26 protein-coding genes and 1 riboswitch are annotated in these 26,791 nt (G+C 59.1%); of the genes, 12 read left to right on the top strand and 14 right to left on the bottom strand.

Going from position 1 to position 26,791, the window contains the following annotated elements; genetic code table 11:
- Positions 1 to 49: 49 nt before the first annotated feature.
- The gene (locus B8P98_RS01425; RefSeq protein WP_025710744.1) at positions 50 to 1,099 is read left to right on the top strand and encodes an AI-2E family transporter; all 1,050 of its coding nucleotides are present in this window, start codon (positions 50 to 52) and stop codon (positions 1,097 to 1,099) included.
- Here the strand turns inward: B8P98_RS01425 and arnF are convergent.
- The 8 genes from arnF to B8P98_RS01385 form a co-directional block, all read right to left on the bottom strand.
- Positions 1,096 to 1,476, bottom strand: coding sequence for a 4-amino-4-deoxy-L-arabinose-phosphoundecaprenol flippase subunit ArnF (arnF, locus tag B8P98_RS01420; RefSeq protein WP_095032674.1), 381 nt, complete (start codon positions 1,474 to 1,476; stop codon positions 1,096 to 1,098). The genes B8P98_RS01425 and arnF overlap by 4 nt on opposite strands.
- Positions 1,476 to 1,814: a 4-amino-4-deoxy-L-arabinose-phosphoundecaprenol flippase subunit ArnE gene (gene arnE, locus B8P98_RS01415; protein ID WP_004202083.1), complete on the bottom strand. Its 339-nt coding sequence runs from the start codon at positions 1,812 to 1,814 to the stop codon at positions 1,476 to 1,478. Before arnE ends, arnF begins: the two co-directional genes overlap by 1 nt.
- Positions 1,811 to 3,466 (bottom strand): lipid IV(A) 4-amino-4-deoxy-L-arabinosyltransferase, encoded by a 1,656-nt coding sequence (arnT, locus tag B8P98_RS01410; protein WP_095032673.1) that lies wholly within the window; start codon positions 3,464 to 3,466, stop codon positions 1,811 to 1,813. The genes arnE and arnT overlap by 4 nt, the downstream gene beginning before the upstream one ends.
- Complete coding sequence (gene arnD / locus B8P98_RS01405; RefSeq protein WP_095032672.1) at positions 3,466 to 4,368, bottom strand: 4-deoxy-4-formamido-L-arabinose-phosphoundecaprenol deformylase; 903 nt, start codon at positions 4,366 to 4,368, stop codon at positions 3,466 to 3,468. The genes arnT and arnD overlap by 1 nt, the downstream gene beginning before the upstream one ends.
- Entirely contained in the window at positions 4,365 to 6,350 is a 1,986-nt protein-coding gene (gene arnA, locus B8P98_RS01400; RefSeq protein ID WP_025710740.1) for a bifunctional UDP-4-amino-4-deoxy-L-arabinose formyltransferase/UDP-glucuronic acid oxidase ArnA, read from the bottom strand. The genes arnD and arnA overlap by 4 nt, the downstream gene beginning before the upstream one ends.
- A complete protein-coding gene (gene arnC / locus B8P98_RS01395; RefSeq protein WP_002921035.1) occupies positions 6,347 to 7,330 on the bottom strand; it encodes an undecaprenyl-phosphate 4-deoxy-4-formamido-L-arabinose transferase in 984 nt (327 codons plus the stop codon). Before arnC ends, arnA begins: the two co-directional genes overlap by 4 nt.
- Position 7,331: 1 nt before the next feature.
- Positions 7,332 to 8,471 carry a UDP-4-amino-4-deoxy-L-arabinose aminotransferase gene (gene arnB / locus B8P98_RS01390; protein WP_025710739.1) on the bottom strand — a complete coding sequence of 380 codons (1,140 nt, stop codon included), beginning with the start codon at positions 8,469 to 8,471 and terminating at the stop codon, positions 7,332 to 7,334.
- Positions 8,472 to 8,867: 396 nt separating this feature from the next.
- On the bottom strand, positions 8,868 to 9,374 hold the full coding sequence (locus tag B8P98_RS01385; RefSeq protein ID WP_004181483.1) for a phenolic acid decarboxylase: 507 nt from the start codon (positions 9,372 to 9,374) through the stop codon (positions 8,868 to 8,870).
- Positions 9,375 to 9,471: 97 nt separating this feature from the next.
- Here B8P98_RS01385 and B8P98_RS01380 point away from each other — a divergent pair, with 97 nt between their 5' ends.
- The 7 genes from B8P98_RS01380 (at position 9,472) to nikR (ending at position 15,754) form a co-directional block, all read left to right on the top strand.
- Complete coding sequence (locus tag B8P98_RS01380; protein WP_095032671.1) at positions 9,472 to 10,332, top strand: LysR family transcriptional regulator; 861 nt, start codon at positions 9,472 to 9,474, stop codon at positions 10,330 to 10,332.
- A gap of 138 nt (positions 10,333 to 10,470) precedes the next feature.
- Positions 10,471 to 12,039 (top strand): nickel ABC transporter substrate-binding protein, encoded by a 1,569-nt coding sequence (gene nikA / locus B8P98_RS01375; protein ID WP_025710736.1) that lies wholly within the window; start codon positions 10,471 to 10,473, stop codon positions 12,037 to 12,039.
- Positions 12,039 to 12,983 carry a nickel ABC transporter permease subunit NikB gene (gene nikB, locus B8P98_RS01370; RefSeq protein WP_023285608.1) on the top strand — a complete coding sequence of 315 codons (945 nt, stop codon included), beginning with the start codon at positions 12,039 to 12,041 and terminating at the stop codon, positions 12,981 to 12,983. Before nikA ends, nikB begins: the two co-directional genes overlap by 1 nt.
- Positions 12,980 to 13,813 carry a nickel ABC transporter permease subunit NikC gene (gene nikC / locus B8P98_RS01365; protein WP_025710735.1) on the top strand — a complete coding sequence of 278 codons (834 nt, stop codon included), beginning with the start codon at positions 12,980 to 12,982 and terminating at the stop codon, positions 13,811 to 13,813. The genes nikB and nikC overlap by 4 nt, the downstream gene beginning before the upstream one ends.
- On the top strand, positions 13,813 to 14,577 hold the full coding sequence (locus tag B8P98_RS01360; protein ID WP_080897538.1) for a nickel import ATP-binding protein NikD: 765 nt from the start codon (positions 13,813 to 13,815) through the stop codon (positions 14,575 to 14,577). Before nikC ends, B8P98_RS01360 begins: the two co-directional genes overlap by 1 nt.
- Positions 14,574 to 15,365 carry a nickel import ATP-binding protein NikE gene (gene nikE, locus B8P98_RS01355; RefSeq protein WP_080897539.1) on the top strand — a complete coding sequence of 264 codons (792 nt, stop codon included), beginning with the start codon at positions 14,574 to 14,576 and terminating at the stop codon, positions 15,363 to 15,365. Before B8P98_RS01360 ends, nikE begins: the two co-directional genes overlap by 4 nt.
- On the top strand, positions 15,353 to 15,754 hold the full coding sequence (gene nikR / locus B8P98_RS01350) for a nickel-responsive transcriptional regulator NikR (protein ID WP_004181488.1): 402 nt from the start codon (positions 15,353 to 15,355) through the stop codon (positions 15,752 to 15,754). Before nikE ends, nikR begins: the two co-directional genes overlap by 13 nt.
- A 27-nt stretch (positions 15,755 to 15,781) precedes the next feature.
- Here the strand turns inward: nikR and B8P98_RS01345 are convergent, their stop codons facing one another.
- Together B8P98_RS01345 and B8P98_RS01340 are read right to left on the bottom strand one after the other, a co-directional pair.
- Positions 15,782 to 16,141, bottom strand: coding sequence for a type II toxin-antitoxin system HicB family antitoxin (locus B8P98_RS01345; protein ID WP_004181489.1), 360 nt, complete (start codon positions 16,139 to 16,141; stop codon positions 15,782 to 15,784).
- Entirely contained in the window at positions 16,138 to 16,413 is a 276-nt protein-coding gene (locus B8P98_RS01340; RefSeq protein WP_025710732.1) for a type II toxin-antitoxin system HicA family toxin, read from the bottom strand. The genes B8P98_RS01345 and B8P98_RS01340 overlap by 4 nt, the downstream gene beginning before the upstream one ends.
- A 158-nt stretch (positions 16,414 to 16,571) precedes the next feature.
- Positions 16,572 to 16,753: riboswitch (M-box (ykoK) riboswitch) on the top strand.
- A gap of 56 nt (positions 16,754 to 16,809) precedes the next feature.
- Between B8P98_RS01340 and B8P98_RS01335 the strand changes: the two genes are divergently transcribed.
- Positions 16,810 to 17,823, top strand: a complete 1,014-nt coding sequence (locus B8P98_RS01335) for a magnesium transporter (protein ID WP_025710731.1) — start codon at positions 16,810 to 16,812, stop codon at positions 17,821 to 17,823.
- Positions 17,824 to 17,862: 39 nt separating this feature from the next.
- On the opposite strand, the gene B8P98_RS01330 is transcribed toward B8P98_RS01335, so the two are convergent.
- A complete protein-coding gene (locus B8P98_RS01330; protein ID WP_025710730.1) occupies positions 17,863 to 19,056 on the bottom strand; it encodes a BaiN/RdsA family NAD(P)/FAD-dependent oxidoreductase in 1,194 nt (397 codons plus the stop codon).
- A 229-nt stretch (positions 19,057 to 19,285) separates the two neighbouring features.
- Between B8P98_RS01330 and pitA the strand changes: the two genes are divergently transcribed.
- On the top strand, positions 19,286 to 20,782 hold the full coding sequence (gene pitA, locus B8P98_RS01325) for an inorganic phosphate transporter PitA (protein ID WP_025710729.1): 1,497 nt from the start codon (positions 19,286 to 19,288) through the stop codon (positions 20,780 to 20,782).
- Between the two features lie 58 nt (positions 20,783 to 20,840).
- Here the strand turns inward: pitA and uspB are convergent, their stop codons facing one another.
- Complete coding sequence (uspB, locus tag B8P98_RS01320; RefSeq protein ID WP_002921203.1) at positions 20,841 to 21,176, bottom strand: universal stress protein UspB; 336 nt, start codon at positions 21,174 to 21,176, stop codon at positions 20,841 to 20,843.
- A 382-nt stretch (positions 21,177 to 21,558) separates the two neighbouring features.
- Here uspB and uspA point away from each other — a divergent pair, with 382 nt between their 5' ends.
- Positions 21,559 to 21,996 (top strand): universal stress protein UspA, encoded by a 438-nt coding sequence (uspA, locus tag B8P98_RS01315; protein ID WP_004145166.1) that lies wholly within the window; start codon positions 21,559 to 21,561, stop codon positions 21,994 to 21,996.
- Positions 21,997 to 22,253: 257 nt separating this feature from the next.
- Positions 22,254 to 23,726: a dipeptide/tripeptide permease DtpB gene (gene dtpB / locus B8P98_RS01310; RefSeq protein WP_080897541.1), complete on the top strand. Its 1,473-nt coding sequence runs from the start codon at positions 22,254 to 22,256 to the stop codon at positions 23,724 to 23,726.
- Between the two features lie 145 nt (positions 23,727 to 23,871).
- Here the strand turns inward: dtpB and rsmJ are convergent, their stop codons facing one another.
- Together rsmJ and prlC are read right to left on the bottom strand one after the other, a co-directional pair.
- A complete protein-coding gene (rsmJ, locus tag B8P98_RS01305) occupies positions 23,872 to 24,624 on the bottom strand; it encodes a 16S rRNA (guanine(1516)-N(2))-methyltransferase RsmJ (RefSeq protein WP_025710727.1) in 753 nt (250 codons plus the stop codon).
- A gap of 7 nt (positions 24,625 to 24,631) precedes the next feature.
- Complete coding sequence (prlC, locus tag B8P98_RS01300) at positions 24,632 to 26,674, bottom strand: oligopeptidase A (RefSeq protein ID WP_095032670.1); 2,043 nt, start codon at positions 26,672 to 26,674, stop codon at positions 24,632 to 24,634.
- Positions 26,675 to 26,791 lie beyond the last annotated feature (117 nt).

Here is a 26,791-nt window from a genome sequence, read left to right as displayed (position 1 = left end):
TCGGCGAACCGCTACACTTATCTGGCGCGACTCATAAAAAGGAATACCTATGTCCTCTCCGCAGGCTGATAAAGCCGGGCTCCATATTTTACTTAAGCTGGCAGCGTTAGTGATTATCCTCGCCGGGATCCACGCCGCCGCCGATATTCTGGTGCAGCTGCTGCTGGCGCTGTTTTTCGCTATTGTCCTCAACCCGCTGGTGACCTGGTGCATTCGTCGCGGGGTGCGGCGTCCTTTCGCCATTACCCTGGTGGTGACGGCGATGCTGGTGATGCTCACCGCGCTGCTCGGCGTGCTGGCGGCGTCGCTCAATGACTTTGTCGCCATGCTGCCCGATTTCAACCGTGCCCTGACGCGCAAGATCCTCCAGCTCCAGGAGTATCTCCCCTTCCTTAATCTGCATATCAATCCGGAGCGGATGCTGCGGCGCATGGATTCAGAACGGCTGATGACCTGGGCCACGACGCTGATGACCCAGCTTTCCGGGGCGATGGCCAGCATCGTGCTGCTGGTGATGACGGTGATCTTTATGCTGTTTGAGGTTCGCCACCTGCCCTACAAACTGCGTTTTGCCCTCAATAACCCGCGCCTGCATATCGCCGGATTGCACCGGGCGCTGAAAGGCGTCACCCATTATCTGGCGCTGAAGACGCTGATTAGCCTGTGGACCGGGCTGATTGTCTGGCTGGGGCTGCTGGCGATGGGGGTACAGTTCGCCCTGATGTGGGGGGTGCTGGCGTTTTTGCTGAACTATGTGCCGAACATTGGCTCCGCCATCTCGGCCATCCCCCCGATGCTGCAGGCGCTGCTGTTCAGCGGCATCTATGAGTGTCTGCTGGTCGGGGCGCTGTTTCTGGTGGTGCATATGGTGCTGGGCAACATGGTGGAGCCGCGCATGATGGGCCATCGGCTGGGAATGTCGACCCTGGTGGTGTTCCTGTCGTTGCTGGTCTGGGGCTGGCTGCTGGGGCCGGTAGGCATGCTGCTCTCGGTGCCGTTAACCAGCGTCTGTAAAATCTGGATGGAGACTACCGTTGGGGGCAGTAAGCTGGCGATCCTGCTCGGCCCGGGGCGCCCCAAAAGCCGGCTGCCCGGCTAGCGGCGTTTCACCGGCCAGAAGATGGTCAATACGCCGGCGACGATGATCGCCACGCCCAGCAGCGATTGCCAGTAGAACGGCTCATGCCAGCCGGGCAGCCAGATGGCGGCGGCCCACACGAGGATATAGCTCAGACTCAGCAGGGCATACGCTTTCGACAGCGGCAGGCGATGGAGGGCAAAGTACCAGCAGACCATCGACAGCAGGTAGCCCAGCAGGCCGAAAAACAGGCCGAAGGTGCCGGGCTGGAAATGCAGCAGATGCTGGAGAAATGCCATAATATCGGTCAGCGGCGGCAAGGCCAACATGGCGCTGCGCAGCAGCAACTGCGCGGCGCTGACGAGGCCGACGCTGAATAATGCCCAGAGAAAGCCCATCAGACGCTGGTCCCCAGAATGACGATGCCCACGACGATCAACCCAACGCCAAACCAGTGGCGGCGAGCGACCGGCTCATGCCAGATGCCCCAGCCCGCGAGGGTAACCCAGACGAAATTCAGGCTCAGCATCGGATAGGCGATGCTGACCGGAATAGACTGCAGGACGCTCAGCCACAGCAGCATGCCGCAGCCCAGGCATAACAGCGCCATCCCCAGCCAGAAGAGTATATGGCGACTCCGCCGTCCGCGACGGGACGGGCGGGTCGCCTGTTTCTGGCAGAGTTGTCCGGCGCAGCTCAGCAGGCTGGCGAACACCAGACAGATCCAGACGCTCATTGCGGCAGATACTGAAGGAAGACCACCCGACCCAGCTCATAGGCGTTATCTGGTTTCGGTAACGGTAAGTCGACCATACTCTCTCCTTTATCCATCAACAGCACCAGCGAGACCGGCCCCTGCTGACGGTGCGCGGCCAGCCAGTCGGCAAAACCGGCCTGGCTGACAAAGCTTCCCTGAGCATCCGGCCAGTCGAGACCGTACTTCAGCTCACCCTGTTTGTCGAACATAATAATATCGCTGCGCTTCAGCTCCCAGGCCAGGCCGCCGGCGATCCCGACGTTGTTGGTCAGGACGTAGCGGCTGGGCTGCAGGGATTCGCTGACGATATCCACGAGGAACTGCGGCTGTTTGCTGTCGATAACCCGGTCCGGGATGGCGAAGCCCACCAGCAGCGCCAGGCCGAGCGGACAGAGCGCGGCGAGGCTCCAGCGGCGGCCAGCGTCTTTCATCGCCAACCAGCCCATCAGCGCCCAGACGGCGAAGGCGATGGCCGCCAGCAGACATTTATACAGCTCAATCTTGCTCCATACCGGCTTGTGCATCACGCCCCAGGGCGAGACCACCAGCACGGCGATCAGCCCCAGCAGGCCAAAGCCCAGGTTGATCATCCCGTTGATGCGCAGCGCTTTCGCGCCGGTCTTCGCCGCCTCCAGCGCGTAGCGGGCCATCAGGATCGACAGCGGCGCAAAGCACGGCAGGATATAGGTCGGCAGTTTGCCTTTAGCAATACTGAAGAACAGGAACGGCATCGCCACCCAACCGAGCAGATACAGCGCGCCGCGGGCCTCATCGCGCTCACGCCAGCCGCGCTTCAGCGCCCCTGGCAGCAGGGCCAGCCACGGCAAGCTGCCGGCGATCAGGAACGGGATGTAGTACCAGAATGGCGCTTTATGCTGGGCGTCTTTTTCGGCGAAACGCTGAATATGCTCGACCCAGAAGAAATAGCGCCAGAAGTCCGGCTCGCGCTGGGCGATAGCCAGCCCCCAGGGCAGCACCACCAGCGTACAGACGACCACCGCCAGCCAACCGTAGGTCAGCACTTCACGCCAGCGTTTACGGGCGATCACCCATGGCAGAACGCCCACCACCGGCACCGCCAGCGCAAGGAAACCTTTGGTCATCACCCCCATACCGCAGGCGACGCCCAACAGCACGTAACCCAGTATTTTGCCGCCGCGGCTCTGCGCCTGCGTCGCGCCCCAGAAGCTGCACATCGCCAACGCCAGCCACAGGGTGATCATCGGGTCCAGCACCGCATAGGTGCCAATCGCATACACCAGCATCGCAGTGAGGAAGATAATCGGCGACAGGATAGCTACCCGCTTATCACGAAAGATCCGCCACGCCAGCCAGGCCACCAGCAGGGCGGTCATGGTGATGGCGAAGACCGACCCGAAGCGTACGCCGAAGTTATTATGGCCAAACAGCCACTGACCGATACTGTTGATCCAGTAACCGGCAATCGGTTTTTCGAAGTAGCGCAACCCGAGAAAATGCGGTACCACCCAGTCGCCGGTGGCCAGCATTTCACGGCTGATCTCCGCGTAGCGGGTTTCGTCGGGTTGCCAGAGCAAACGGAAATTGAGCGGCAGCAGATAATACAGCGCAAACAGCGCAATCAGAGAGACGCCATAGCGAATGCTTTTCATCAAATACCCGAAGTCAGTAATTGTTCACGTCCGAGCCAGCCTTCCCGGCCAGCCAGTTCACCACGAACCACTTTGCCTGAGGGCAGCTCGCTAAAGTCAGCGGGCAGCAGCTGGCTCAGTGGGCAAAACTGAATTTCTTCTTCCGCCGCCATGGTCAGTAGTTCATTGAACTGATCGGCGTAGGCAATGCCTTCCACTTCAGCGTGAATGGTATAGACCGGCACGCCCGCATCGCGATGGATGCAGTCCAGCAGGTAGCGGTTAAAGCCGGCGATATCCACCGCCGTGCCCACCGCCTCGTCCCAGGTCGGCAACGTGACCGGGATCTGCACGGTACCAGAGACGCCGCTGCCGAGCTGGGGCAGAAACGGCCGCGTGCCGCGACAGTCGCTGTTGTAGAGAAAATCGAAGGATTCTTTGGCTTTGACCACCCGCTGATCGGCGCGCCAGCCGGCGACGGCCGAGCAGGTGACCGGGCGGCCGATGATGCGTTCCAGTTCGAGCAGGCCGCGCTCAACCTCCAGCGTCAGCCGTTCCTGCGGCCAGACACCGCTCCACGCCTGCCAGCTGTAATGATCCCAGGCATGCAGTCCGACTTCATGAGACTCGGCGGTCGCACGGATCACCGCTTCATTACCCGCGCCGATGCGGCGCCCCGGCCAGGCGGTGCCGGCCAGCAGAATATCCCAGCCGTACAGCGAAGCCGCCCTGGAACGCAGCATCTTCCACAGAAACTTCGGTTTTATCAGGCGCCACAGATGGCGCCCCATATTGTCCGGCCCGACGCTGAAGAAGAAGCTTGCCTGGATCCCGTGCTGGCCCAGCAGGTCCAGCAGCCGCGGAACGCCGTCCCGCGTGCCGCGAAAGGTATCGACATCTATGCGTAAGCCGACCTGTTTCATGGATTTTTATCGTCCACCAGTTCAACTGTACGCAGGAAGAAGTCCAGCGTGTGTTCGACAGTCTCTTCCATCTCGACCTTCGGCTCCCAGTTCAGGCAGCGTTTGGCATTGCGGATGCTTGGCTTACGATGCTCAACGTCCTGGTAGCCCTTCCCGTAGTAATCGCTGCTTTCCACTTCGCGGAAGCCGGCGAACGGCGGGAAGCGATCGCGCAGCGGATGGCGTTCGAAGCAGGCAAGCAGCATTTCGGCCAGCTCTTTGATGCTCGCTTCGTTATCCGGGTTGCCGATGTTGATGATCTGCCCGTCGCAGCGGCCGTCTTTGTTCTCGATGATGCGGAACAGCGCTTCGATACCGTCGCTGATATCGGTGAAGCAGCGCTTTTGCTTGCCGCCTTCGATGAGCTTGATCGGCGACCCTTCCACCAGGTTGAGGATCAGCTGGGTGATAGCTCGGGAGCTGCCGATACGCGCGGCGTTGAGGTTATCCAGGCGCGGCCCCATCCAGTTGAACGGACGGAACAGAGTGAACTTCAGGCCGTTCTTATCGCCATAGGCCCAGATCACGCGGTCCAGCAGCTGCTTGGAGACCGAGTAGATCCAGCGCTGTTTGTTGATCGGCCCCACCACCAGGTTGGAGCTATCTTCGTCGAAGTTTTTGTCGGTGCACATGCCGTACACTTCCGAGGTCGACGGGAAGATGATGCGCTTATTGTATTTTACGCAGTCGCGGATGATCTTCAGGTTCTCTTCGAAATCCAGTTCGAACACGCGCAGCGGGTTGCGGGTGTATTCGATAGGCGTGGCGATGGCCACCAGCGGCAGCACCACGTCGCATTTCTTAATGTGGTACTCGATCCACTCGGAGTGAATACTGATATCGCCTTCCACGAAGTGGAAACGCGGGCAGTCAAGGAAACGGCTGATGGCGTCGGAGCCGATATCCAGACCGTAAATCTCATAGTTGTCGTCCTGCAGCAGGCGTTCGGTCAGATGGTTACCGATAAAGCCATTGACGCCGAGGATCAGCACGCGGGTGCGGCGCTTAATCGCCACCACCGGTTTGCTGCTGATCACCGCCCCGGACACCAGGCCCAGGGCCTGCGCCAGCTGGGCGCCCTGCATGTACACGCCGCGTTCGGTCTGGCCGGTGACAATCTCCAGCGCCCCGTCCTGGCACGCGACGATCAGCGGCGTAACGGAGATCACGGTCCCCGGTTTGGCTGCCGGCAGATCGCGACGAACACGGGATTTCCAGACGATAAACTTGTTTGCCCCGGCGTAGCCGAAGGCGCCTGGCCACGGGTCAGAGACGGCACGCACCAGATTATGCAGAGTCTGCGCCGGCTGCTCCCAGTCGAGGCGGCCGTCTTCCGGGGTACGACGCCCCACGTAGGTCGCCTGGCTGTGATCCTGCGGACGTTCATCGGTGGTGCCGGCGAGGATCGCGGGCAGCGCCTGGCCCAGCAGCTCGGTAGCAGCGGCGCACAGCTTACGGTGCAGCGTCAGGGCCGCGTCATCCGGGCCAATCGCCACGGTCTGCTGGGCGACGATATCGCCGGCGTCCGCGCGGTTAACCATGCGGTGCAGGGTCACGCCGGTTTCGCTTTCGCCATTGACCAGCACCCAGTTCAGCGGCGCACGGCCACGATATTTCGGCAGCAGCGAACCATGCAGGTTGAACGCCCCTTTCGGTGCCAGATTGAGGATCTCATCGCCCAGCAGGTTGCGGTAGTAGAAGGAGAACAGCACGTCCGGCTTCATCTCGCGGATACGTTCAATCCACAGCGGATGGTTCACGTCTTCCGGCGCCCACACCGGAATGCCCTGCTCGGCGGCAAGGCGCGCCACGGAGCCAAAGAAATGGTTTTCGCCAGGGTTATCCGGGTGGGTGAAAATAGCAGCGATATCATACCCGGCGTCCAGCAGAGCCTGGATACCGGTGCAACCCATATCGTGATAAGCGAAGACTACGGCTTTCATGAACGATCTTCCTCTTTAGATGCCGTTTCCGGCTGGCGAACAACACGTTGAATAAAGTAGCGGGGACGCGCACGCACGTCGTTATAGATGCGTCCGATATACTCCCCGAGCAGGCCCATCCCGACAAACTGGGCGCCGATAAACATGAACAGCACGGCGAAGAGCATAAACACCCCTTCCGCCGCCCACTGTGGGCCGAAGGCCAGACGCAGTACCACCAGCAGCAGGCCGAAGGCGAAGCCAAGCAGGGCAATCACGCTGCCGAAAATGCTGAGCAGACGCAGCGGCGTGGTGGTCAGACAGGTCACCAGGTCATACATCAGGTTAATCAGACGCATGAAACTGTATTTGGAGTCGCCGAATTCGCGCTCGGCATGCATTACCGGGATCTCCACCGCGCGACGAGCGAAGGTATTCGCCAGGATCGGGATAAAGGTGCTGCGCTCATGGCAGTTGAGCATGGCGTCGATGATATGGCGGCGGTAAGCGCGCAGCATGCAGCCGTAGTCGCCCATCGCTTTGCCGGTGGTGCGCTGGATCAGGCGGTTAATCATCTTCGACGCGGTTTTACGGAAGATGCTGTCCTGACGGTTCTGGCGCACGGTGCCCACCACGTCGTAACCTTCATCAGCCTTCGCCACCAGCCGCGGGATCTCTTCCGGCGGGTTTTGCAGGTCGGCGTCGAGGGTAATGATTAAGTCGCCAGTCACATGGCTGAAGCCGGCCATGATCGCCGAGTGCTGGCCGTAGTTACGGTTTAACAACACGGCGACGACGTGGCTACCTTCCGCCTCGGCGGCTTCGGTCAGCATGCGCGCAGAATCGTCGCTGCTGCCATCGTCGATCAGCAGAATTTCATATTGCCGCCCCAGCGTGGCGCAGGCGGCATCCGTACGACGAAGCAGTTCCGGCAGGCTATCCTGTTCGTTATAAACCGGGATAACCACCGAGACCTTCTTCACGGGAGGGTAAGTAAGCATATCAACGTCCTGACAACTGGCGCAGTGCGGAGATAACGCGAGTGACATCGTCATCGGTCATGTCCGGGAACAATGGGAGAGAACAGATGCGGGCGCTGTTCCATTCGGTATTCGGCAGGGAAACCTCAGGGAAGCGTTCGCGGTAATATTTTTGCGTATGAGCCGCACGAAAGTGCAAACCAGTGCCGATGCCCATCGCCTTCAGCTTTTCCATCAGCGCGTCGCGGCTGATGCCGCACGCGGCCTCATCGACGCGGATGATAAACAGGTGCCAGGCGTGCTGGTGATCCCATGCCGGGACGGTCAGCGGGGTAAACGGCGTGTCCGCCAGCTCGCGCAGGTAGCGCTGAGCAATTTCCGTCCGGCGCTGATTGGCGTGGCTCAGTTTTTCCAGCTGCACCAGCGCCAGGGCGGCGTTGATGTCGGCGAGGTTGTACTTAAAGCCCGGGGTGATCACCTCCGCCTGCGGCGCGCGGCCGTGGGTCTGGCGGTCATAGGCGTCCACGCCCAGGCCATGGAATTTCAGGCTGCGGATGCGGGAGGCCAGCTCGTCGTCGTCGGTGACAATCAGCCCGCCTTCGGCGCAGGTCATGTTTTTGATCGCGTGGAACGAGAAAATGGCGGTCCCCTGCCAGCCCACGTGGCGGCCTTTATAGTGGGTCCCCGCCGCATGGGCGGCGTCTTCGATCACCGGAAGGCCGTGGCGCTCGCCCACCGCGCGAATGGCGTCGATGTCGGCTGGCGCGCCCGCGTAGTGCACAGGAATTATCGCTTTGGTACGCGAAGTGATCGCCGCTTCCACCGCGTCAGGGGTGATCATCAGATTGTCGTTATCGACGTCGATCATCACCGGCGTGGCGCCCAGCAGGCAGATCATATTGAGAGTGGAGACCCAGGTCTGGGACGGCGTAATGACTTCATCGCCGGGGCCGATACCCAGCGCCATCAGGGTCACATGCATCCCGCCGGTCGCTGAACTGACGGCAATCGCGTGGCGGTTGCCGGTCAGCTGGCAGAATGCCGCTTCAAGTGCCTGATTTTTCGGTCCGGTGGTGATCCAGCCCGACGCTAAAACTTCACGCAGCGCAGCCAGCTCTGCGTCGCCCATCGACGGGCGCGAAAACGGCAAAAAATCGCTCATCATCATCCTGTTTTGTAGATGACCCACGCACAAATCAGGGTCGTTAGAATAAAATATCCTGCGCCTGCGGACTTAAACGAAATTAAAATGAAGTGAGTTCAGCGCGGCATTCCATTTCAGGGTATTTCGACCACTATTAATGTAGTCGACCTTGCTTAGGATAATATTAAGAAATTAATATTTTCTCAGAATAAGAAATAACTCATTACTAAACAGTATGATAGGAATTTTTTATGGCAGGGATATGACAGGAAAGCGTTCCTGTTAAGCGGAAATAAACAGGAACGCAATAGCAGAAAGTAAACGGGAATTAAACCAATACACAATACTTTAATTAGCGATCGTTACGCTTAATGACAAAATGTTCGTGCAGATCACAAATTTATTGCTGTTGAATTACAAATTTGCAGGGAAATCCGCAGGCAATTCACTCGCCGGGCAATTAATGACCTCGTCATTATCTGCGCCACAGTCGCGAATGAAGGTGATAGTGGCGAACTCGTCAATTACTTCTGTCGGGTAGGCCGGGCCGGCATCGCGATACGAATTCATCAGCGGAATGTGATCGTTCTGGAAGCAGATGGTTTTTTCCGGGTTATTCATGATCCAGCGCGGGAAGAAAATGGTGCCGTGGAACAGTTTGTCGCCCAGGTTGACGATCAGGCTAACGTCGGTGCCGGTCGGCTCGGTCCAGGAGATTTTGTAGATACTTTCCCCCACCCGCACAATGTACGCTTCCTGATCTTTCACCCAGCGATTGCCGACGATGCCGCTGTGAATACGGTAGTCGAGGGTGTGGCCATTTTTGACGTAAATCTCGTAGTTCCAGCCGTTGTCGTAGGTGTAGACCAGATGTTTACCGATAAAGCCGCTGAGGTCATGTTTGTCGAAAGTGCTCATCATTTATTCTCCTCTGTTTTGTTGAGGACAGCATACGTCTTTAAAAAATGAATGAATAACGCTATGTTTGGATTAAATACATCCAAATTTTAGATTGATTATGCACAAGACAACCCTGGAGCAGTGGGCGTTACTCGAAAAGGTAGTGGAATTGGGGAGCTTTGCCAGAGCGGCGGAGGAGACCAACCGCAGTCAGTCATCGGTGAGCTATAACCTCGCGCTGCTGCAGGAGCGCTTAGGCGTGGCGCTGCTGGCGCCGTCCGGCCGGCGGGCAGTGCTCACTCCCGCGGGTGAACTACTGCTGAATCAGGTCAAACCGCTGCTGCAGGCTTTTGCCTACGTCGAGACGCACGCCGCCACCCTGCGTAACGGGGCGCGCACCCGCCTGGATCTGGTGGTCGACAGCATTTTCCCGCGTCAGCGGCTGTTCGCGATTTTGCGTCAGTTTCAGCAGCGCTATCCGCAGACCCAGGTCAGACTCACCGAAGTGCTGGAAAACGTTGATGACGAGAGCGCGGCGCGGACGGAAGCCGATGTGATGGTGCTGACCCGCCGCCAGGATATTACCGGCCGCGGAGAGTGGCTGATGAATATTGATTTCATCGCCGTCGCCCACCGCGACCATCCTCTCACCGCGCTCGACGGGCCGCTGGAGGATAGCGCGCTGGCGCCGTGGCCGCTGGTGCGCATTGCCGACCAGACCGGCGACGGCCAGGCGACGCGTGACGCCTGGACCTTCTCCACCATTGACGCCGCCATTGATGCGGTGATGTATCAGGTCGGGTTCGGCTGGCTGCCGGAGGAGCGCATTCGCCCCCATCTCGACCAGGGCGTGCTGAAGCGGCTGCCCCTCAGCCACGGCGCGCGCCGCGCGACGCCGCTGCACCTGATCGTTAAGCGGGACCTGGCGCCGATCGACGAACAGGTGGCCACGCTGCTGGAGCTGTTCCGCGCGCCCTGAGGGATAAGGTGGCGCCTGCCGCCCGCGCGCAATGATACGATTTTCTTATACTTTCCGGCGCAATATTGATCCAGGTTACTCCCAAAGTATGATGAATCACTAAAATCGTCATACTTTCCTGTCGCTGAGATCACCGTCTTGTCTACTATCCGCCTCACCCTGCTGGCGCTGGTTGCCTGCGTCCCTTTACTGGCTCAGGCCGCACAGCACCAGCTCACCACCGCCTGGCCGGTTAACGTCGGCCCGCTCAATCCGCATCTCTATACACCCAACCAGATGTTTGCCCAAAGCATGGTTTATGAACCGCTGGTGAAGTATCAGGCTGACGGCAGCGTACAGCCCTGGCTGGCGATCCGCTGGCATCACTCCGCCGATGGTAAAACCTGGCAGTTTACCCTGCGCGACGATGTGACGTTCTCCAATGGCGAACCGTTTAACGCCCAGGCCGCGGTAGCCAATTTCCAGGCTGTGCTGGCCAACCGCCAACGCCATGCCTGGCTTGAGCTCGCCAATCAGATCACCGACGTGCGGGCACTCAGCGCTACTGAGCTGCAGATCACCCTGAAAAGCGCCTACGCGCCCTTACTACAAGAGCTGGCCCTGCCCCGTCCGTTCCGCTTTATCGCCCCCTCGCAGTTTATCGATGGCGGTACCGCCAGAGGCATTAAAGCCCCGATCGGCACCGGCCCGTGGCGGCTGGCAAGCTCGCAGCTCAATCAGCGCGATGTGCTGGTACGCAATGAACACTACTGGGGTCGCAAACCCGCGCTGCAGCAAATCACCATCAAGGTGATCCCCGACGCTACCAGCCGGGCGGTGGCGTTCGAAACCGGGGAAATCGATATGCTTTACGGCGATGAAGGGCTGCTGCCGCTGGACACCTTCGAGCGTTTTCGCCATCACCCCGGCTACGTGGCTCGTCTGTCCGCCCCGGCGGAGACGGTGATGCTGGCGCTAAATACCAGCCAGGGGCCGACCCGCGAGCAGGCGGTTCGCGAGGCGCTCAACTACGCCGTCGACAAACAGACCCTCGTCGATAGCGTGCTCTACGGCACCCAGCAGGTTGCCGACACCCTGTTTGCCCCCTCGGTCCCCTACGCGCCGCAGGATCTGACGCCGCGCCGTTACGATCCGGCAAAAGCCCGCGCCCTGCTGGAGCAGGCCGGCTGGCAGCAGCCGGAAGGCCAGCCCTGGCGACAAAAAGCCGGGCAACCGCTGGCAATTGAGCTGGCGTTTATCGGCACCGACGCGCTGGCTAAATCAATGGCCGAAATTATTCAGGCCAATCTGCGGCAGGTCGGCGTCCAGGTCACCCTGGTGGGCGAGGAGGAGAGCAGCATCTACGCCCGCCAGCGCGAAGGCCGCTTCGGCATGATCTTCAATCGCACCTGGGGGGCGCCCTACGATCCGCATGCCTTTTTAAGCTCGATGCGCGTGCCGTCGCATGCGGATTACCAGGCCCAGCGAGGCCTGCCGGACAAGGCGCTGATTGATAAAGAGATTAGCGAAGTGCTGACCACCGGGGACGAGGCGCTGCGGAGAAAACTGTACCACGATGTGCTGACCCGCCTGCATCAGGACGCGGTGTATCTGCCCATCAGCTATGTCTCGCTGATGTCGGTTGCGCACCAGGAGGTCGGGGAGATCCCGTTCGCCCCGGTGACTACCGAGATCCCTTTCGACCAGATTAACCCGGTAACGCCATAATGCTACGCTATATTTTACGCCGCCTGCTGCTGCTGATCCCGCTGCTGCTCGCCGCCTCCGCCATCATCTTTCTGCTGCTGCGGCTCGGCACCGGCGACCCGGCGCTGGATTATTTACGCCTGTCGAACCTGCCGCCCACTGAAGAGATGGTAGCCTCGACCCGCGAGCTGCTGGGGCTCAACCAGCCGCTGGCGATGCAGTATCTGCACTGGCTGTGGCGGGCGCTGCACCTGGATTTCGGTCTCTCCTATGCCACCCAGCGCCCGGTACTGGATGACCTGCTGCACTTCCTGCCAGCCACCCTGCTGCTCACCGGCGCGGCGCTGGCGCTGATCCTCGTCACCTCCTTGCCGCTGGGCATCTGGGCGGCGCGCCATCGCGATCGCCTGCCGGACTATGTCGTACGGCTGATTGCCTTTCTCGGTGTCTCAATGCCGAACTTCTGGCTGGCCTTTCTGCTGGTGATGCTCTTTTCCGTACATCTGCAGTGGCTCCCGGCGATGGGGTATGGCGACTGGCAGCACCTGATATTGCCCGCTGTCTCCATCGCCTTTATGTCGCTGGCGATCAACGCCCGCCTGCTGCGCGCCAGCATGCTGGACGCCGCCAGTCAGCGTCACGTGGTGTGGGCGCGGCTGCGCGGATTAAGCGCACGCCAGGTGGAGCGCCGACATATCCTGCGCAACGCCACCCTGCCGGTGGTGACCGCCATGGGCATGCACATTGGCGAGCTGATCGGCGGCACCATGATTATCGAAAATATCTTTGCCTGGCCCGGGGTCGGCCGCTACGCGGTTTCCGCGATTTTCAATCGCGATTACCCGGTGATCCAATGCTTTACCCTGATGATGGTGACGGTGTTCGTGCTGGCTAATCTGGCGGTAGATGTGCTTAACGCGGCGCTCGACCCGCGCCTGCGCCGCCATGAGGAGGTGAGCGCATGAGATGGCTACAACGCTTTCGCTGGCCGGTAAAACTGGCCATGCTGGTCATCGCACTGCTGGCCGTTATCGCCATCGGCAGCGGCTGGTGGCTGCCCTGGGATCCGGCGGCGATTGACCTGCAACAGCGGCTGCTGCCGCCGGGCGCAGCGCACTGGCTCGGCACCGATCATCTTGGCCGGGATATTTTCTCACGCCTGCTGGCCGCCACCCGCGTTTCGCTGGGGGCGGTGATGGCCTGTCTGCTGCTGGTGCTGCTGATCGGCCTGGCGGTCGGCGGCAGCGCCGGGCTGCTGGGCGGCCGCGCCGATCGCGGTCTGATGCGCCTCGCCGAATTGTTTATGACCTTTCCAACCTCGATCCTGTCGTTCTTTATGGTGGGGGTGCTGGGCACCGGGCTGACCAATGTGATCCTCGCCATTGCGCTGTCACACTGGGCCTGGTACGCCAGAATGGTACGTAACCTGGTGGTCTCTCTGCGCCAGCGTGAGTTTATCCTCGCCGCCCGCCTGAGCGGCGCCAGCCGCTGGCGACTGTTCAGCGACCACCTGGCCGGGGCGGTGATCCCCTCGCTGCTGGTGCTCGCCTCGCTGGATATCGGCCATATGATGCTCCACGTGGCCGGCATGTCGTTCCTCGGCCTCGGCGTCAGCGCGCCGACGGCGGAATGGGGAGTGATGATCAACGACGCCCGGCAGTATATCTGGACGCAGCCGCTGCAAATGGTCTGGCCGGGACTGGCGCTGTTCATTAGCGTGATGGCCTTTAACCTGCTGGGCGACGCGCTGCGCGATCGCCTCGATCCCCACCTGATCGCGGAGCATAGCCACTGATGCCGCAGAAGATCCAACTGGAACAGATCTCGCTTGCCGCCGACCGCCCGCTGGTCAGCGACGTCTCCTTCACCCTGCGCCGCGGGCAGGTGCTGGCGCTGCTCGGCAGCAGTGGCTGCGGAAAATCGCTGACCTGCGCCGCCGCGCTGGGCCTGCTGCCGCCCGGCGTCAGGCAGACCGCCGGCCGGGTGCTGCTCGACGGCATTCCGGTATACGGCGAACAGCTGCGCGGCGCGACCATCGCCACCATCATGCAGAATCCGCGCAGCGCCTTTAACCCGCTGCAGACCATGGCCGCCCACGCCCGGGAAACCTGCCGCGCGGCGGGGCGCGAAGCGAACGATACCGTGCTGCTGGCAGCGATGGAGGAGGTCGGCCTGGACAATCCGCACGTACTGCTGAAGCGCTACCCTTTTGAGATGAGCGGGGGCATGCTGCAGCGGATGATGGTCGCTCTCGCCCTGCTCAGCCGCGCGCCCTTTATCATCGCCGACGAGCCGACGACCGATCTCGATGCTATCGCCCAGGCGCGCATCCTCGATCTGCTGGCGGATATTGTCGCCAGACGCGGTCTGGGTCTGCTGCTGGTGACGCATGACATGGGCGTCGTGGCGCGGCTGGCGCATCATGTGACGGTCATGGAGAACGGTCGTCTCGTTGAACACTGCGATGTGAATACGCTATTTAGCGCCCCGCGGCACCCGCTGAGCCAGCGCCTGCTGGCCGCACATCTGGCGCTGTACGGGCTGGAGAAAACAGCATGAATCTACTCAGCGCTACCGGGGTGAACCACGATTACCCTCACCACGGCAGAGTCCTGCATGAGATACAACTCGCCATCGCCCCCGGCGAAACGGTGGCCCTGCTCGGACGCAGCGGTTGTGGGAAAAGCACTCTGGCACGGATGCTGGTGGGTCTGGAAACGCCGCAGCACGGCGATATTGCCTGGCGCGGCACGCCGCTGACCGCCCTCAAGGGCGAAGCCATGGGCGCCTTCCGCCGTGATATTCAGCTGGTGTTTCAGGATGCCTTCAGCGCGGTGAATCTGCGAAAAACGGTGCGCGAGATCGTCAGCGAGCCGCTGCGCCATCTGTTGCGCCTGTCGCGTGAGGAGCGTGCGCGGCGGGTGGAAGAGATGCTGCTGGCCGTCGACCTCGCGCCGTCGCTGCTCGATAAGCGCCCGGCGCAGCTCAGCGGCGGACAGCTGCAGCGCGTCTGCCTGGCACGTGCCCTGGCGGTGCGGCCGCAGCTGTTGATCCTGGATGAAGCAGTATCGAATCTTGATCTGCTGCTGCAGGCGGAGATTATCGCCCTGCTCAAACGCCTGCAGGCGCAGTTTGACACCGCCTGCCTGTTCATCACCCACGACCTGCGGCTGGTAGAGCGCTTTTGCCAGCGGGTGCTGGTGATGGAGCAGGGGCGCATCGTCGAAACCGCGACGGTCAGCTTACCGCTGCGCCTGCGCTCTCCTGCCGGACAAGCGCTCCAGCAGGCGGTGCTCCCCCCTTTTCCTGCCACTCTGCTTAACGAGGCCATGCCATGCAGCGCGTAACCCTGACCCTTGATGATGATCTGCTGGCCGCCCTCGATGCGCTCAGCGCCCGCCGCGGCTACCACAACCGTTCGGAGGCGGTACGCGATATTCTGCGCGACGCCCTCAACCAGGATCCTCCGTCGCCGGAATCACGGCGCGGGTATGCCGTTCTGTCGTATGTGTATGAACATGAGAAACGCGAACTGGCGAGCCGGCTGGTGGCCACCCAGCATCATCATCACGATCTCTCCGTCGCCACGCTGCATGTGCATATCAGTCATGACGACTGCCTGGAGATTGCGGTGCTGAAAGGTGACATGGCCGAGGTACAGCATTTTGCCGACGACGTGATTGCCCAGCGCGGCGTGCGCCATGGGCATTTGCAGTGTTTAGCGGATGAAAATTAAAACGATGGCGAGCTGCTGCATACTGTTTTAAGCCTGTTTGAGACGTTCATTGAGCGTCTCAAGGATCCAGGTATTTACGGAAACCTGCTCCTCCGCAGCGGCGGAGCTAAGACGCTCGCCAAATGACTCAGGATAGCGCAGCGTGAAGGTTTTCATCTTTTCCGGGTGAGCATAAGGCTCAATCCCCGCTTCATGACAATCTGCGAGATACTCCTGTAATGATATCTCGCCCTCCTGTTGTAACCCTTGAATACTATCGGAAACAAAATCGCAATATCCTGATAATCCGAGGAACTTACCGCGGAATGCATTGAGCTCAGGCACGTAATTGATAACGGCAGGCTGGCCGGCAATCTCCATTGAGTTTGGCGTTTTAGGTTTGATCATGGTTTTACCCCTATAGTGATTAACCAATCGCGCACGCTCTCCACGGCGCCTTTGTCGGTATCCGGCGAAGGATGAGGCCTGTGAAAGCTGGCAATGCTGTGGTTCAACAAAAATTTACAGCGCGAGCCGCGTCCTTTTTTAATCTCCCCGCCTAACGCTTTAATTAGCGATTCAATGTCGGCCCATTTAATGCCCTGTGGGACAGGGGTTTTAAACAGTTGCTCCAACGTGTGGCGCTGTTTATTACGTAAAGATAAAACCTGCTGCTCCATCGCCCTGCCCCATGACTTCATCCATTGAAGTCAAGCTAATGATAGCACAAGATGAAGTCAAGCCAAATTCTGATGAAGTTTGTTTATCAACAGTTGATAAACCACATAAATTATACGCTTTGTTAATTATCCCGCTCCGCCAATAATGGCGCCTCATTTAACGATCTCGTTATGGCGAGGCTCCTGCATAAATACAAGTTACCGCCCTGTTGGTATCGAGAGAGACCACTCAGGGAAATACAGGCTTCCATCGAATCAAGGTGTTGCCAAGGTAACTTCTGGCGGTCATAACCGTTCAGATACGTTATGCAGTGCTAAAACCAGGACGTAGGGATCTGCCTGCGCTAACCCTGTCTTGTTCGCCCCTATGAGTGATTTTTTATAGGGATTTTAATCATGTCTTCCATTCAACTCTGCGCCGCCCATCAGGCGACCTCTGGCTTCGACGGCGATGCGATCGCCCAGTACATGCGTACCGATTTTATTACGCTGCAGGAACATCTCAGCGTCCATGAGGCGCGGGAGCACTTTATCTCCCAGCTGGCCAGCGATGATATTCCCGGCCAGGTATTTGTCGTCGCCGGTAACAAGCTGCGCGGCAGCTTATCAGTCAAAAAACTATTGCAGGAGGCAGAGGTAGGCCAGTCTATTCGCTACCTGATGGACAGCTGCCTGTTCCGCGTTAAACCTGGCGATGAGCGCCCGCAGGTGATTGCCGAGCTCAGCGAGCGCGGCCTCGATCTGGTACCCGTCGTCGATAAAGGCGAGCTGGTCGGCTGCCTGATGGAAAAAGAAATTGCCCATCTGCTGGAGGACGACGTCACCGAAGACGCCCAGCTGCAGGGGGCGACGCTGCCGCTGGAAAAACCGTACCTGGAAATCAGCCCCTGGACGCTGTGGAAGAAGCGCTCGGTGTGGCTGCTGCTGCTGTTCGTGGCCGAAGCCTATACCAGCAGCGTGCTGCAGCATTTCGAAGAGGCGCTGGAATCGGCCATCGCGCTGGCCTTCTTTATTCCGCTGCTGATCGGCACCGGCGGCAACAGCGGAACGCAAATCACCTCGACGCTGGTGCGCTCGATGGCGCTGGGGGAAGTGCGACTGCGCGATATGGGACGGGTGATCCGCAAAGAGGTGTCGACCTCATTTCTGATTGCGCTGACCCTGGGGCTGGCGGGCTGCCTGCGCGCGTGGATGATGGGGATTGGCATGGAAATCACGCTGATCGTCAGCCTGACGCTGGTGTGCATTACCCTGTGGAGCGCGATCGTCTCCTCGGTCATTCCGATGGTGCTTAAGCGGATCGGCATCGACCCGGCGGTGGTTTCCGCGCCGTTTATCGCTACGCTGATTGACGGCACCGGGCTGATTATCTATTTCAAAATCGCCCAGTATTTTCTTGGGTTGAACTGATCATATACGTCCGGGCACCAGGGCGCCCGGACGCGTAGATTACCCTTCCACCAGCGCCTGCGCACAGGCCCAGGCGCTTGACCACGCCCACTGGAAGTTATACCCACCGAGCCAGCCGGTGACGTCCATCACTTCGCCGATAAAGTAGAGACCCGGCGCCTTACGCGCTTCCATGGTACGCGACGAGAGCTCGTTGGTGTCGACGCCGCCGAGGGTCACCTCCGCCGTCCGGTAACCTTCGGTGCCGTTCGGCTGCACGCGCCAGGCGGTTAACGTCTCCACCAGCGCCTGCTGATCGCGAACGTTAAGTTGCTTGAGCGTCACATCAGGTATTTGTCCCAGCTGCTGCAGACACTCCACCAGCCGCTTCGGCAACTGCATCGCCAGGGTGTTCTTCAGGCTCTGGTTGGGATGCGCGCTGCGCTGCTCGTTAAGGAAGTCCTCAAGATTGCAGTCCGGTAGCAGATTGACGGTGACGAACTCGCCGGGCTGCCAGTAGCTGGAAATTTGCAGCACTGCCGGCCCGGAAAGACCGCGGTGGGTAAAGAGCAGGTTCTCGCGGAACAGGGTGCCGTTCTCGGCGGTAATGGTAGAAGGCACCGAGACGCCAGAAAGCACTTGCAGCTGCTCGAGCAGCGGCTTATGCAGGGTAAACGGCACCAGTCCCGCGCGGGTCGGCAGCACCTTCAGGCCGAACTGCTCGGCGACTTTATAGCCAAACGGCGAGGCGCCGAGTCCTGGCATCGACAGACCGCCGGAGGCGATCACCAGCTTTTTGGTCATCAGCGTTTCGCCGTTCACCTGTAGCCGGTAGCCTTGTTCATCGCGCTCCACGCTGAGGATTTCGCTGCGCAGACGGATCTGCACACCGCCCTTTTCGCATTCCGCCAGCAGCAGATTGACGATTTGCTCCGCCGAATCATCACAAAACAGCTGGCCGAGGGTTTTCTCGTGCCAGGCAATGCCATATTTACCGACCAGCTCGATAAAGTCCCACTGGGTGTAGCGCGCCAGCGCAGATTTGCAAAAATGCGGGTTTTGGCTGAGATACGCCGCGGGCTCAACATACATGTTGGTAAAGTTGCAGCGGCCGCCACCGGACATCAGAATTTTTCGCCCCGGCTTTTTGCCATTATCGAGCAGCAGGACGCGGCAGCCGAGCTGGCCCGCCTGCGCTGCGCAAAACATTCCCGCCGCTCCGGCGCCAACAACAATGGCATCAAACCTTTCCACACCGCATTCCTCGTTCCCCAATTGTCGGGTTTTGTAAATATTTCACTCTGGTCACACCAGCGGGAAAAATCCCGCATTAGATACATCATTGAAAGATATAGGATTACTCCCAACAGGGTAAAACCTAAACAGGAAGAAAATCAAAAAAAGTCTATATTTCACTTTGCCCGCGCCGCTAAAGTCACTGATAATGCGCCGCGTTCATGTCCTCAAAATGGCGTAACGTCCTATGCTACATTTATTTGCCGGTCTGGATTTACATACCGGACTATTATTATTGCTTGCTTTAGCTTTTGTACTGTTCTACGAAGCGATTAACGGTTTCCATGATACCGCAAACGCGGTAGCTACGGTTATCTACACTCGCGCCATGCGGTCGCAGCTCGCGGTAGCGATGGCAGCGCTCTTCAACTTCTTCGGCGTTCTGCTGGGTGGTCTCAGCGTAGCCTATGCCATCGTGCATATGCTGCCGACCGATCTGCTGCTTAACATGGGTTCCGCGCATGGCCTCGCCATGGTGTTCTCTATGCTGCTGGCGGCAATCATCTGGAACCTCGGCACCTGGTACTTCGGTCTTCCGGCCTCCAGTTCTCATACCCTGATTGGCGCCATCATCGGCATTGGTTTAACCAACGCGCTGATGACCGGCACCTCCGTGGTTGATGCGCTGAATATCCCGAAAGTCATCGGTATTTTTGCTTCGCTTATCATCTCGCCCATCGTCGGCCTGGTGATCGCGGGCGGCCTGATTTTCCTGCTGCGTCGCTACTGGAGCGGAACCAAAAAACGGGCACGTATCCACCTGACTCCCGCGGAACGTGAAAAGAAAGACGGCAAGAAAAAGCCGCCGTTCTGGACCCGTATCGCACTGATCCTCTCTGCTATCGGCGTGTCGTTCTCTCACGGCGCTAACGATGGGCAGAAAGGCATTGGTCTGGTGATGCTGGTACTGATTGGCGTCGCGCCGGCGGGCTTCGTGGTGAATATGAATGCCTCTGGTTACGAAATCACCCGTACCCGCGATGCGGTCAACAACGTGGAAACCTTCTTCCAGCAGCGCCCTGAACTGCTGAAAAAAGCCACCGGTGTCGATCAGCTGGTTCCTTCTCCGGATACCAATACCGCGGCCAACGGCGAGTTCCACTGCCATCCGGCGAACACCATCAACGCTCTTGACCGCGTGAAAATCATGCTGACCGGCGTTGAGAACTACGAGTCGCTAAAACCGGAACAGCGCGGCCAGCTGCGTCGCATCATGCTCTGCATCTCCGACACCACCGACAAAGTGGCGAAGCTGCCGGACGTGAGCGCTGACGACCAGCGTCTGCTGAAGAAACTGAAAACCGACATGCTGAGCACCATCGAGTACGCGCCAATCTGGATTATTATGGCGGTCGCGCTGGCGCTGGGTATCGGCACCATGATCGGCTGGCGCCGCGTGGCGACCACCATCGGTGAGAAGATTGGTAAGAAAGGCATGACCTATGCCCAGGGGATGTCGGCCCAGATGACCGCCGCAGTCTCTATCGGTCTGGCGAGCTACACCGGGATGCCGGTTTCTACCACCCACGTGCTCTCCTCCTCTGTTGCGGGGACGATGCTGGTGGATGGCGGTGGTCTGCAGAAAAAGACGGTGACCAGCATTCTGATGGCCTGGGTACTGACCCTGCCGGCAGCGATTATCCTTTCAGGCGTCCTTTACTGGCTCTCCCTGAAACTGATTTAAACGTCATTCGATCAAAACGGGTCAGCTTGCTGGCCCGTTTTTTTATCCGAAGATGTCGTTAGTGCCAGATCATCAGCGCAATCAGGCTCACCACCACCAGACCGCACAGGGCGCTGGTCAGGATAAACTGGCGACGGACACGTTCGCAGCGACGAATAAATTCATCATCGTGATGGTCACGGTAGCGCTGGGCATAGATATACCACACCAGCCGCATCTGTTTGCTGGGCTGCCCGTGCGAGGTAAAAAAGCCGCCGCCATCGACGTACTGATAGAGCAAGGGATCGCAACCACGTAGCACAACCAATAATGCACGCAACGATGAGAAGTAGCGTGCCATATTCACCACACAAACGACACACAGGGCCCAAAACAGCGCAATAGTGCTGATCATACCTCCTCCCCGGCGACCCGCCCACGGAGAACCCCTCCGCGGCTACCGCTCCCCAAATAACCCACGACAATACCGTAAAGAGTGCGATTCCGATCACATTTATTTTCCCGACCGGCTCATTAAATAGTGTAGGAGATCCATTAATTTTTTTACCACAAGGTTATTCGTTATCAATACGTAAGACGGATAAATTTGTTTAACTTTTAGGTGAACCCAGTGCATTGACGGAGTGCGGGGGGCGCTATAAGGTAAGAAATATCTTCAACAATGAAGTCCTTAAAGGCTACCCTCCCGCGAATGTAGCACGCAGGACGCGGGCGAAACGGCAGCGCCAGCTGTCAGGTCCAATGGTCATCGACAAACTTATGGAAGGAGTAATACTATGGCTTACAAACATATTCTTATTGCAGTAGACCTGTCCCCGGAGAGTAAAGTACTGGTTGAAAAAGCCGTTTCTATGGCCCGCCCGTATAACGCGAAAGTCTCCCTGATCCACGTGGATGTGAACTACTCCGACCTCTACACCGGGCTGATTGACGTTAACCTCGGCGATATGCAGAAACGCATCTCCGAAGAGACCCATCACGCGCTGACCGAGCTCTCAACCAACGCGGGCTACCCGATCACCGAGACCCTGAGCGGCAGCGGCGACCTCGGCCAGGTGCTGGTCGATGCGATTAAAAAATACGATATGGACCTGGTGGTCTGCGGCCATCATCAGGACTTCTGGAGCAAGCTGATGTCCTCTGCCCGCCAGCTGATCAACACCGTTCATGTCGACATGCTGATCGTCCCGCTGCGCGACGAAGAAGACGAATAATTTTCGCTTTTTCCACGCGCCAGACGCCCGCCCAATGCGGGCGTTTTTTATTTCTGCCCTCCGCCGACGCGTAACAGAACTTCAATCCGCAAATAAGCCATTCAATTAGTGTGATCAACCAGTTATTCAGCAAAATATCTATATAATAATCTATTCATTAAGCCAATAACCGCAGCATGGCGAGTGATCAGACATTTTCAGCGCGTTCTGGCATACGCGTTCATACTTTTTGGGAAAGTAAAACAAGGCGAAGGAATATGAATACAACTGCACCTACGGGCTTGCTGCAGCAACCTCGTCCGTTCTTCATGATCTTCTTTGTGGAGCTCTGGGAACGTTTTGGCTATTACGGCGTTCAGGGGATCCTGGCGGTCTTCTTTGTTAAACAGCTGGGCTTCTCTCAGGAACAAGCCTTTATCACCTTCGGCGCCTTCGCGGCATTGGTATACGGTCTGATTTCGATTGGCGGCTACGTGGGCGACCATCTGCTGGGGACCAAACGTACGCTGGTACTCGGCGCGATTGTGCTGGCTATCGGCTACTTTATGACCGGGATGTCGCTGCTAAAACCGCAGCTGATCTTTGTCGCCCTTGGCACCATCGCCGTCGGTAATGGTTTGTTTAAAGCCAACCCGGCGAGCCTGCTTTCTAAGTGCTATCCGCCGAAGGATGCCCGTCTCGACGGGGCATTCACCCTGTTTTATATGTCGATAAACATCGGGTCGCTGCTGTCGCTCTCGCTGGCGCCGGTGATCGCCGAAAAGTTTGGCTACGCGGTAACCTATAACCTGTGCGGCGCGGGGCTGATTATCGCGCTGCTGGTCTACTTCGCCTGTCGCGGGATGGTGAAAGATATTGGTTCGGAGCCGGATCATCGCCCCCTCAGCCTGCGCAATCTGGCGCTGGTGCTGGCCGGGACGGTGGTAATGATTTTTCTCTGCGCCTGGCTGATGCATAACGTGATGATTGCCAACCTGGTGCTGATTGTCCTGTCGGTCGTGGTTATTGCGTTCTTTTTCCGTGAGGCGTTTCGCCTCGATAAAACCGGACGCAACAAAATGTTCGTCGCCTTTATCCTGATGATTGAGGCGGTGCTGTTTTACATTCTGTATGCCCAGATGCCGACCTCGCTGAACTTCTTCGCCATCAACAACGTCCATCATGAGATCCTTGGCTTTACCATCAACCCGGTCAGCTTCCAGGCGCTGAATCCCTTCTGGGTAGTGGTCGCCAGCCCGGTGCTGGCGGCGATCTACACCCATCTCGGCCACAAAGGCAAAGACCTGACCATGCCGGTGAAATTTACCCTCGGGATGTTCCTCTGCGCGCTGGGCTTTCTCACCGCCGCGGCGGCAGGGATGTGGTTCGCCGACGCCCAGGGGCTCACCTCGCCATGGTTTATCGTGCTGGTTTATCTGTTCCAGAGCCTGGGCGAACTGCTGATTAGCGCCCTGGGCCTGGCGATGGTCGCCGCGCTGGTTCCGCAGCGGCTGATGGGCTTTATTCTGGGGATGTGGTTCCTGACCCAGGCCGCCGCGTTCCTGCTGGGCGGCTACGTAGCAACCTTCACCGCGGTGCCGGAAAACATCACCGACCCGCTGCAGACCTTGCCGGTCTATACCAATGTGTTCAGTAAAATTGGCCTGGTGACGCTGGGCGTCACGGTGGTGATGGCGCTAATGGTGCCGTGGCTGAACCGGATGATTAATACCCCGGCCAGCGCCGAGTAACCATTTAAGATGGCCGATCCGCGCTGGCGCCGTTTGTTCAGATATTGCGGTTCCCGGCTTACGCTGCACTGAGCCGGGCGACAATTCGGTAGCCCGGATAAGGCGCGTTGCGCCGCTATCCGGGAGATACCATCACGGCCTAATATTATTCCGGCGTACCGGCGTAAATATCAAACCGATGTCCTTTGGTCACCACCGCGTTCGGCGTGGCGACATCCGCCAGCGGCGGCGCATAATCCGGGCGCTTGACTACCACTCGTTTGGTCGCCAACTGACGCGCTGGCGCCAACAGACCATCGGCGTCTAAATCCGGCCCCACCAGCGACTGAAAGACGCGCATCTCTTTCTTCACCAGCGCGCTTTTCTGCTTATGCGGGAACATCGGATCGAGGTAGACCACCTGCGGGCGCGGGGTGATATCGGTCAGCGCCGTCAGGCTGGAGGCATGGATCAGCTGCAGCCGTTCCTGCAGCCAGCCGCCGATTTCCGCGTCAGCATAGCCGCGCGCCAGGCCATCATCGAGCAGCGCAGCGACCACCGGATTGCGCTCCAGCATCCGCACGCGACAGCCGACCGACGCCAGCACAAAGGCATCGCGCCCAAGGCCGGCGGTGGCGTCAACCACATCCGGCAGATAATCGCCTTTGATGCCCACCGCTTTAGCCACCGCTTCACCGCGGCCGCCGCCAAACTTGCGGCGATGAGCCATCGCCCCGCCGACGAAATCGACAAAGATGCCGCCAAGCTTGGGCTCATCGCGCTTGCGCAGCTCCAGATGCTCCGCCGTCAGCACCAGCGCCATCAGGTTATCGTCATCCTGCTCCAGCCCCCAGCGGGCGGCTAAAACAGATAAGGCGCCGTCACCGGCGCCTGTTTCATCAATTAAGCAGATCTTCACGTAGCAATCAGCCTTTGATCCCGTAGTGCTCCAGCATCGCGTCCAGCTGCGGCTCGCGTCCGCGGAAGCGTTTGAACAGCACCATCGGCTCTTCGGAACCGCCGCGGCTCAGGATATTGTCGAGGAACGACTGACCGGTTTCGCGGTTGAAAATCCCCTCTTCTTCGAAGCGTGAGAAGGCGTCTGCGGCCAGCACGTCGGCCCACAGGTAGCTGTAGTAACCCGCCGCGTAGCCGCCGGCGAAGATATGGCTAAACGCATGCGGGAAACGGCCCCAGGTCGGGCCCGGCACCACGGCGACCTGCTTTTTAATCTCGGCCAGGGTTTCGAGGATTTTCGCCCCCTGCTCCGGCTTGTACTCCGCGTGCAGGCGGAAATCGAACAGGCCGAACTCCAGCTGGCGCAGAATAAACATCGCCGCCTGGTAGTTTTTCGCCGCCAGCATTTTCTCCAGCAGCTCCTGCGGCAGCGGTTCACCGGTTTCATAATGACCGGAGATAAACGCCAGCGCTTCCGGCTCCCAGCACCAGTTCTCCATAAACTGGCTCGGCAGCTCGACCGCATCCCACGGCACCCCGCTGATGCCGGAAACCCCGGCGGTGTCGATGCGGGTCAGCATATGGTGCAGACCGTGGCCGAACTCGTGGAACAGGGTGATCACTTCGTCATGGGTGAACAGCGCCGGCTTGCCGTTGACCGGGCGGTTGAAGTTACAGGTCAGGTAGGCGACCGGCTTCTGCAGGGAACCATCCAGTTTACGCATCTGGCCGACGCAGTCGTCCATCCACGCCCCGCCGCGCTTATGCTCGCGGGCATACAGGTCGAGATAGAAGCTGCCGCGCAGCTCATTGTTTTCATCATACAGCTCGAAGAAGCGCACTTCCGGATGCCACACATCGACATCGGTACGCTCTTTGGCGGTGATGCCATAAATGCGCTTAACCACTTCGAACAGGCCGTTAACGGCTTTGTTTTCCGGGAAATAGGGGCGCAGCTGCTCATCGTTGATGCTGTAGAGGTGCTGTTTCTGTTTTTCGCTGTAGTAAGCGATATCCCACGGCTGCAGTTCATCAACGCCAAACTCGGCTTTGGCGAAGGCGCGCAGCTGGGCCAGCTCTTTTTCGCCCTGCGGACGGGCGCGTTTTGCCAGGTCGGTGAGGAAGTCGAGCACCTGCTGCGGATCCTCCGCCATTTTGGTGGCGAGGGATTTAAAGGCATAGCTGTCAAAACCCAGCAGTTGCGCCAGCTCGTGACGCAGCGCGAGGATCTCCGCCATCACCGGGCTGTTATCCCATTTCCCGGCGTTCGGCCCCTGATCGGAAGCGCGGGTGGAGTAAGCGCGGTACATCTCTTCGCGCAGCGCCTGGTTGTCGCAGTAGGTCATCACCGGCAGATAGCTCGGGATATCCAGGGTCAGCAGATACCCTTCCTGCTCTTTGGCTTGCGCCTGAGCCTGAGCGGCGGCCAGCGCGCTTTCCGGCATACCGGCCAGATCGGCGACGTCGGTCACCAGCTTGTTCCAGCCCATGGTAGCGTCGAGGACGTTGTTGCTGTACTGGTTGCCCAGCTCAGAGAGGCGCGCAGCGATTTCGCCGTAGCGTTTCTGCGCCTCGGGCGGCAGGCCAATCCCGGATAATTCAAAATCGCGCAGCGCGTTATCGACCGCTTTTTTCAGCGCGGTATTCAAGGTGGCGTAGTTATCGCCATCGCGCAGGTCGCGGTAGGCTTTATACAGGCCTTCATGCTGGCCGACCCAGGTGCTGTACTCCGAGAGCAGCGGCAGCGTCTGTTCGTAGGCCTCACGCAGTTCCGGGCTGTTTTTTACCGAATTCAGATGGCTGACAGGCGAGAAGATGCGTCCCAGCACATCGTCCACTTCTGCCAGCGGCTGGCAAAGATTTTCCCAGCTATACGGCGCGCCGTGCGCCACCGCGCTTTCCACCGCGGCCCGGCAATCCTCCAGCGCTTTGGTGACCGCAGGGACCACGTGCTCTGGTTTGATCGCAGAAAAAGGCGGCAGGGAAAAAGGCGTCAGTAATGGATTGGTCATATGCGCTGTCCTGTTGAAAAGGGTGAATGAAGCGCGCGTCCGGCGCTTATGCATGAGATCTAGAATGGGGGATAGTTGGGGGAATTTCAATGACGGGCGGTGCGTCAGCCTGGGTAT

Origin of the sequence: Klebsiella quasivariicola (assembly GCF_002269255.1) — a bacterium.
In the GTDB taxonomy this organism is placed as follows: domain Bacteria; phylum Pseudomonadota; class Gammaproteobacteria; order Enterobacterales; family Enterobacteriaceae; genus Klebsiella; species Klebsiella quasivariicola.
The sequence above is the reverse complement of the archived record's forward strand: the minus strand, read 5'-3'. Positions and strand labels throughout refer to the sequence as shown.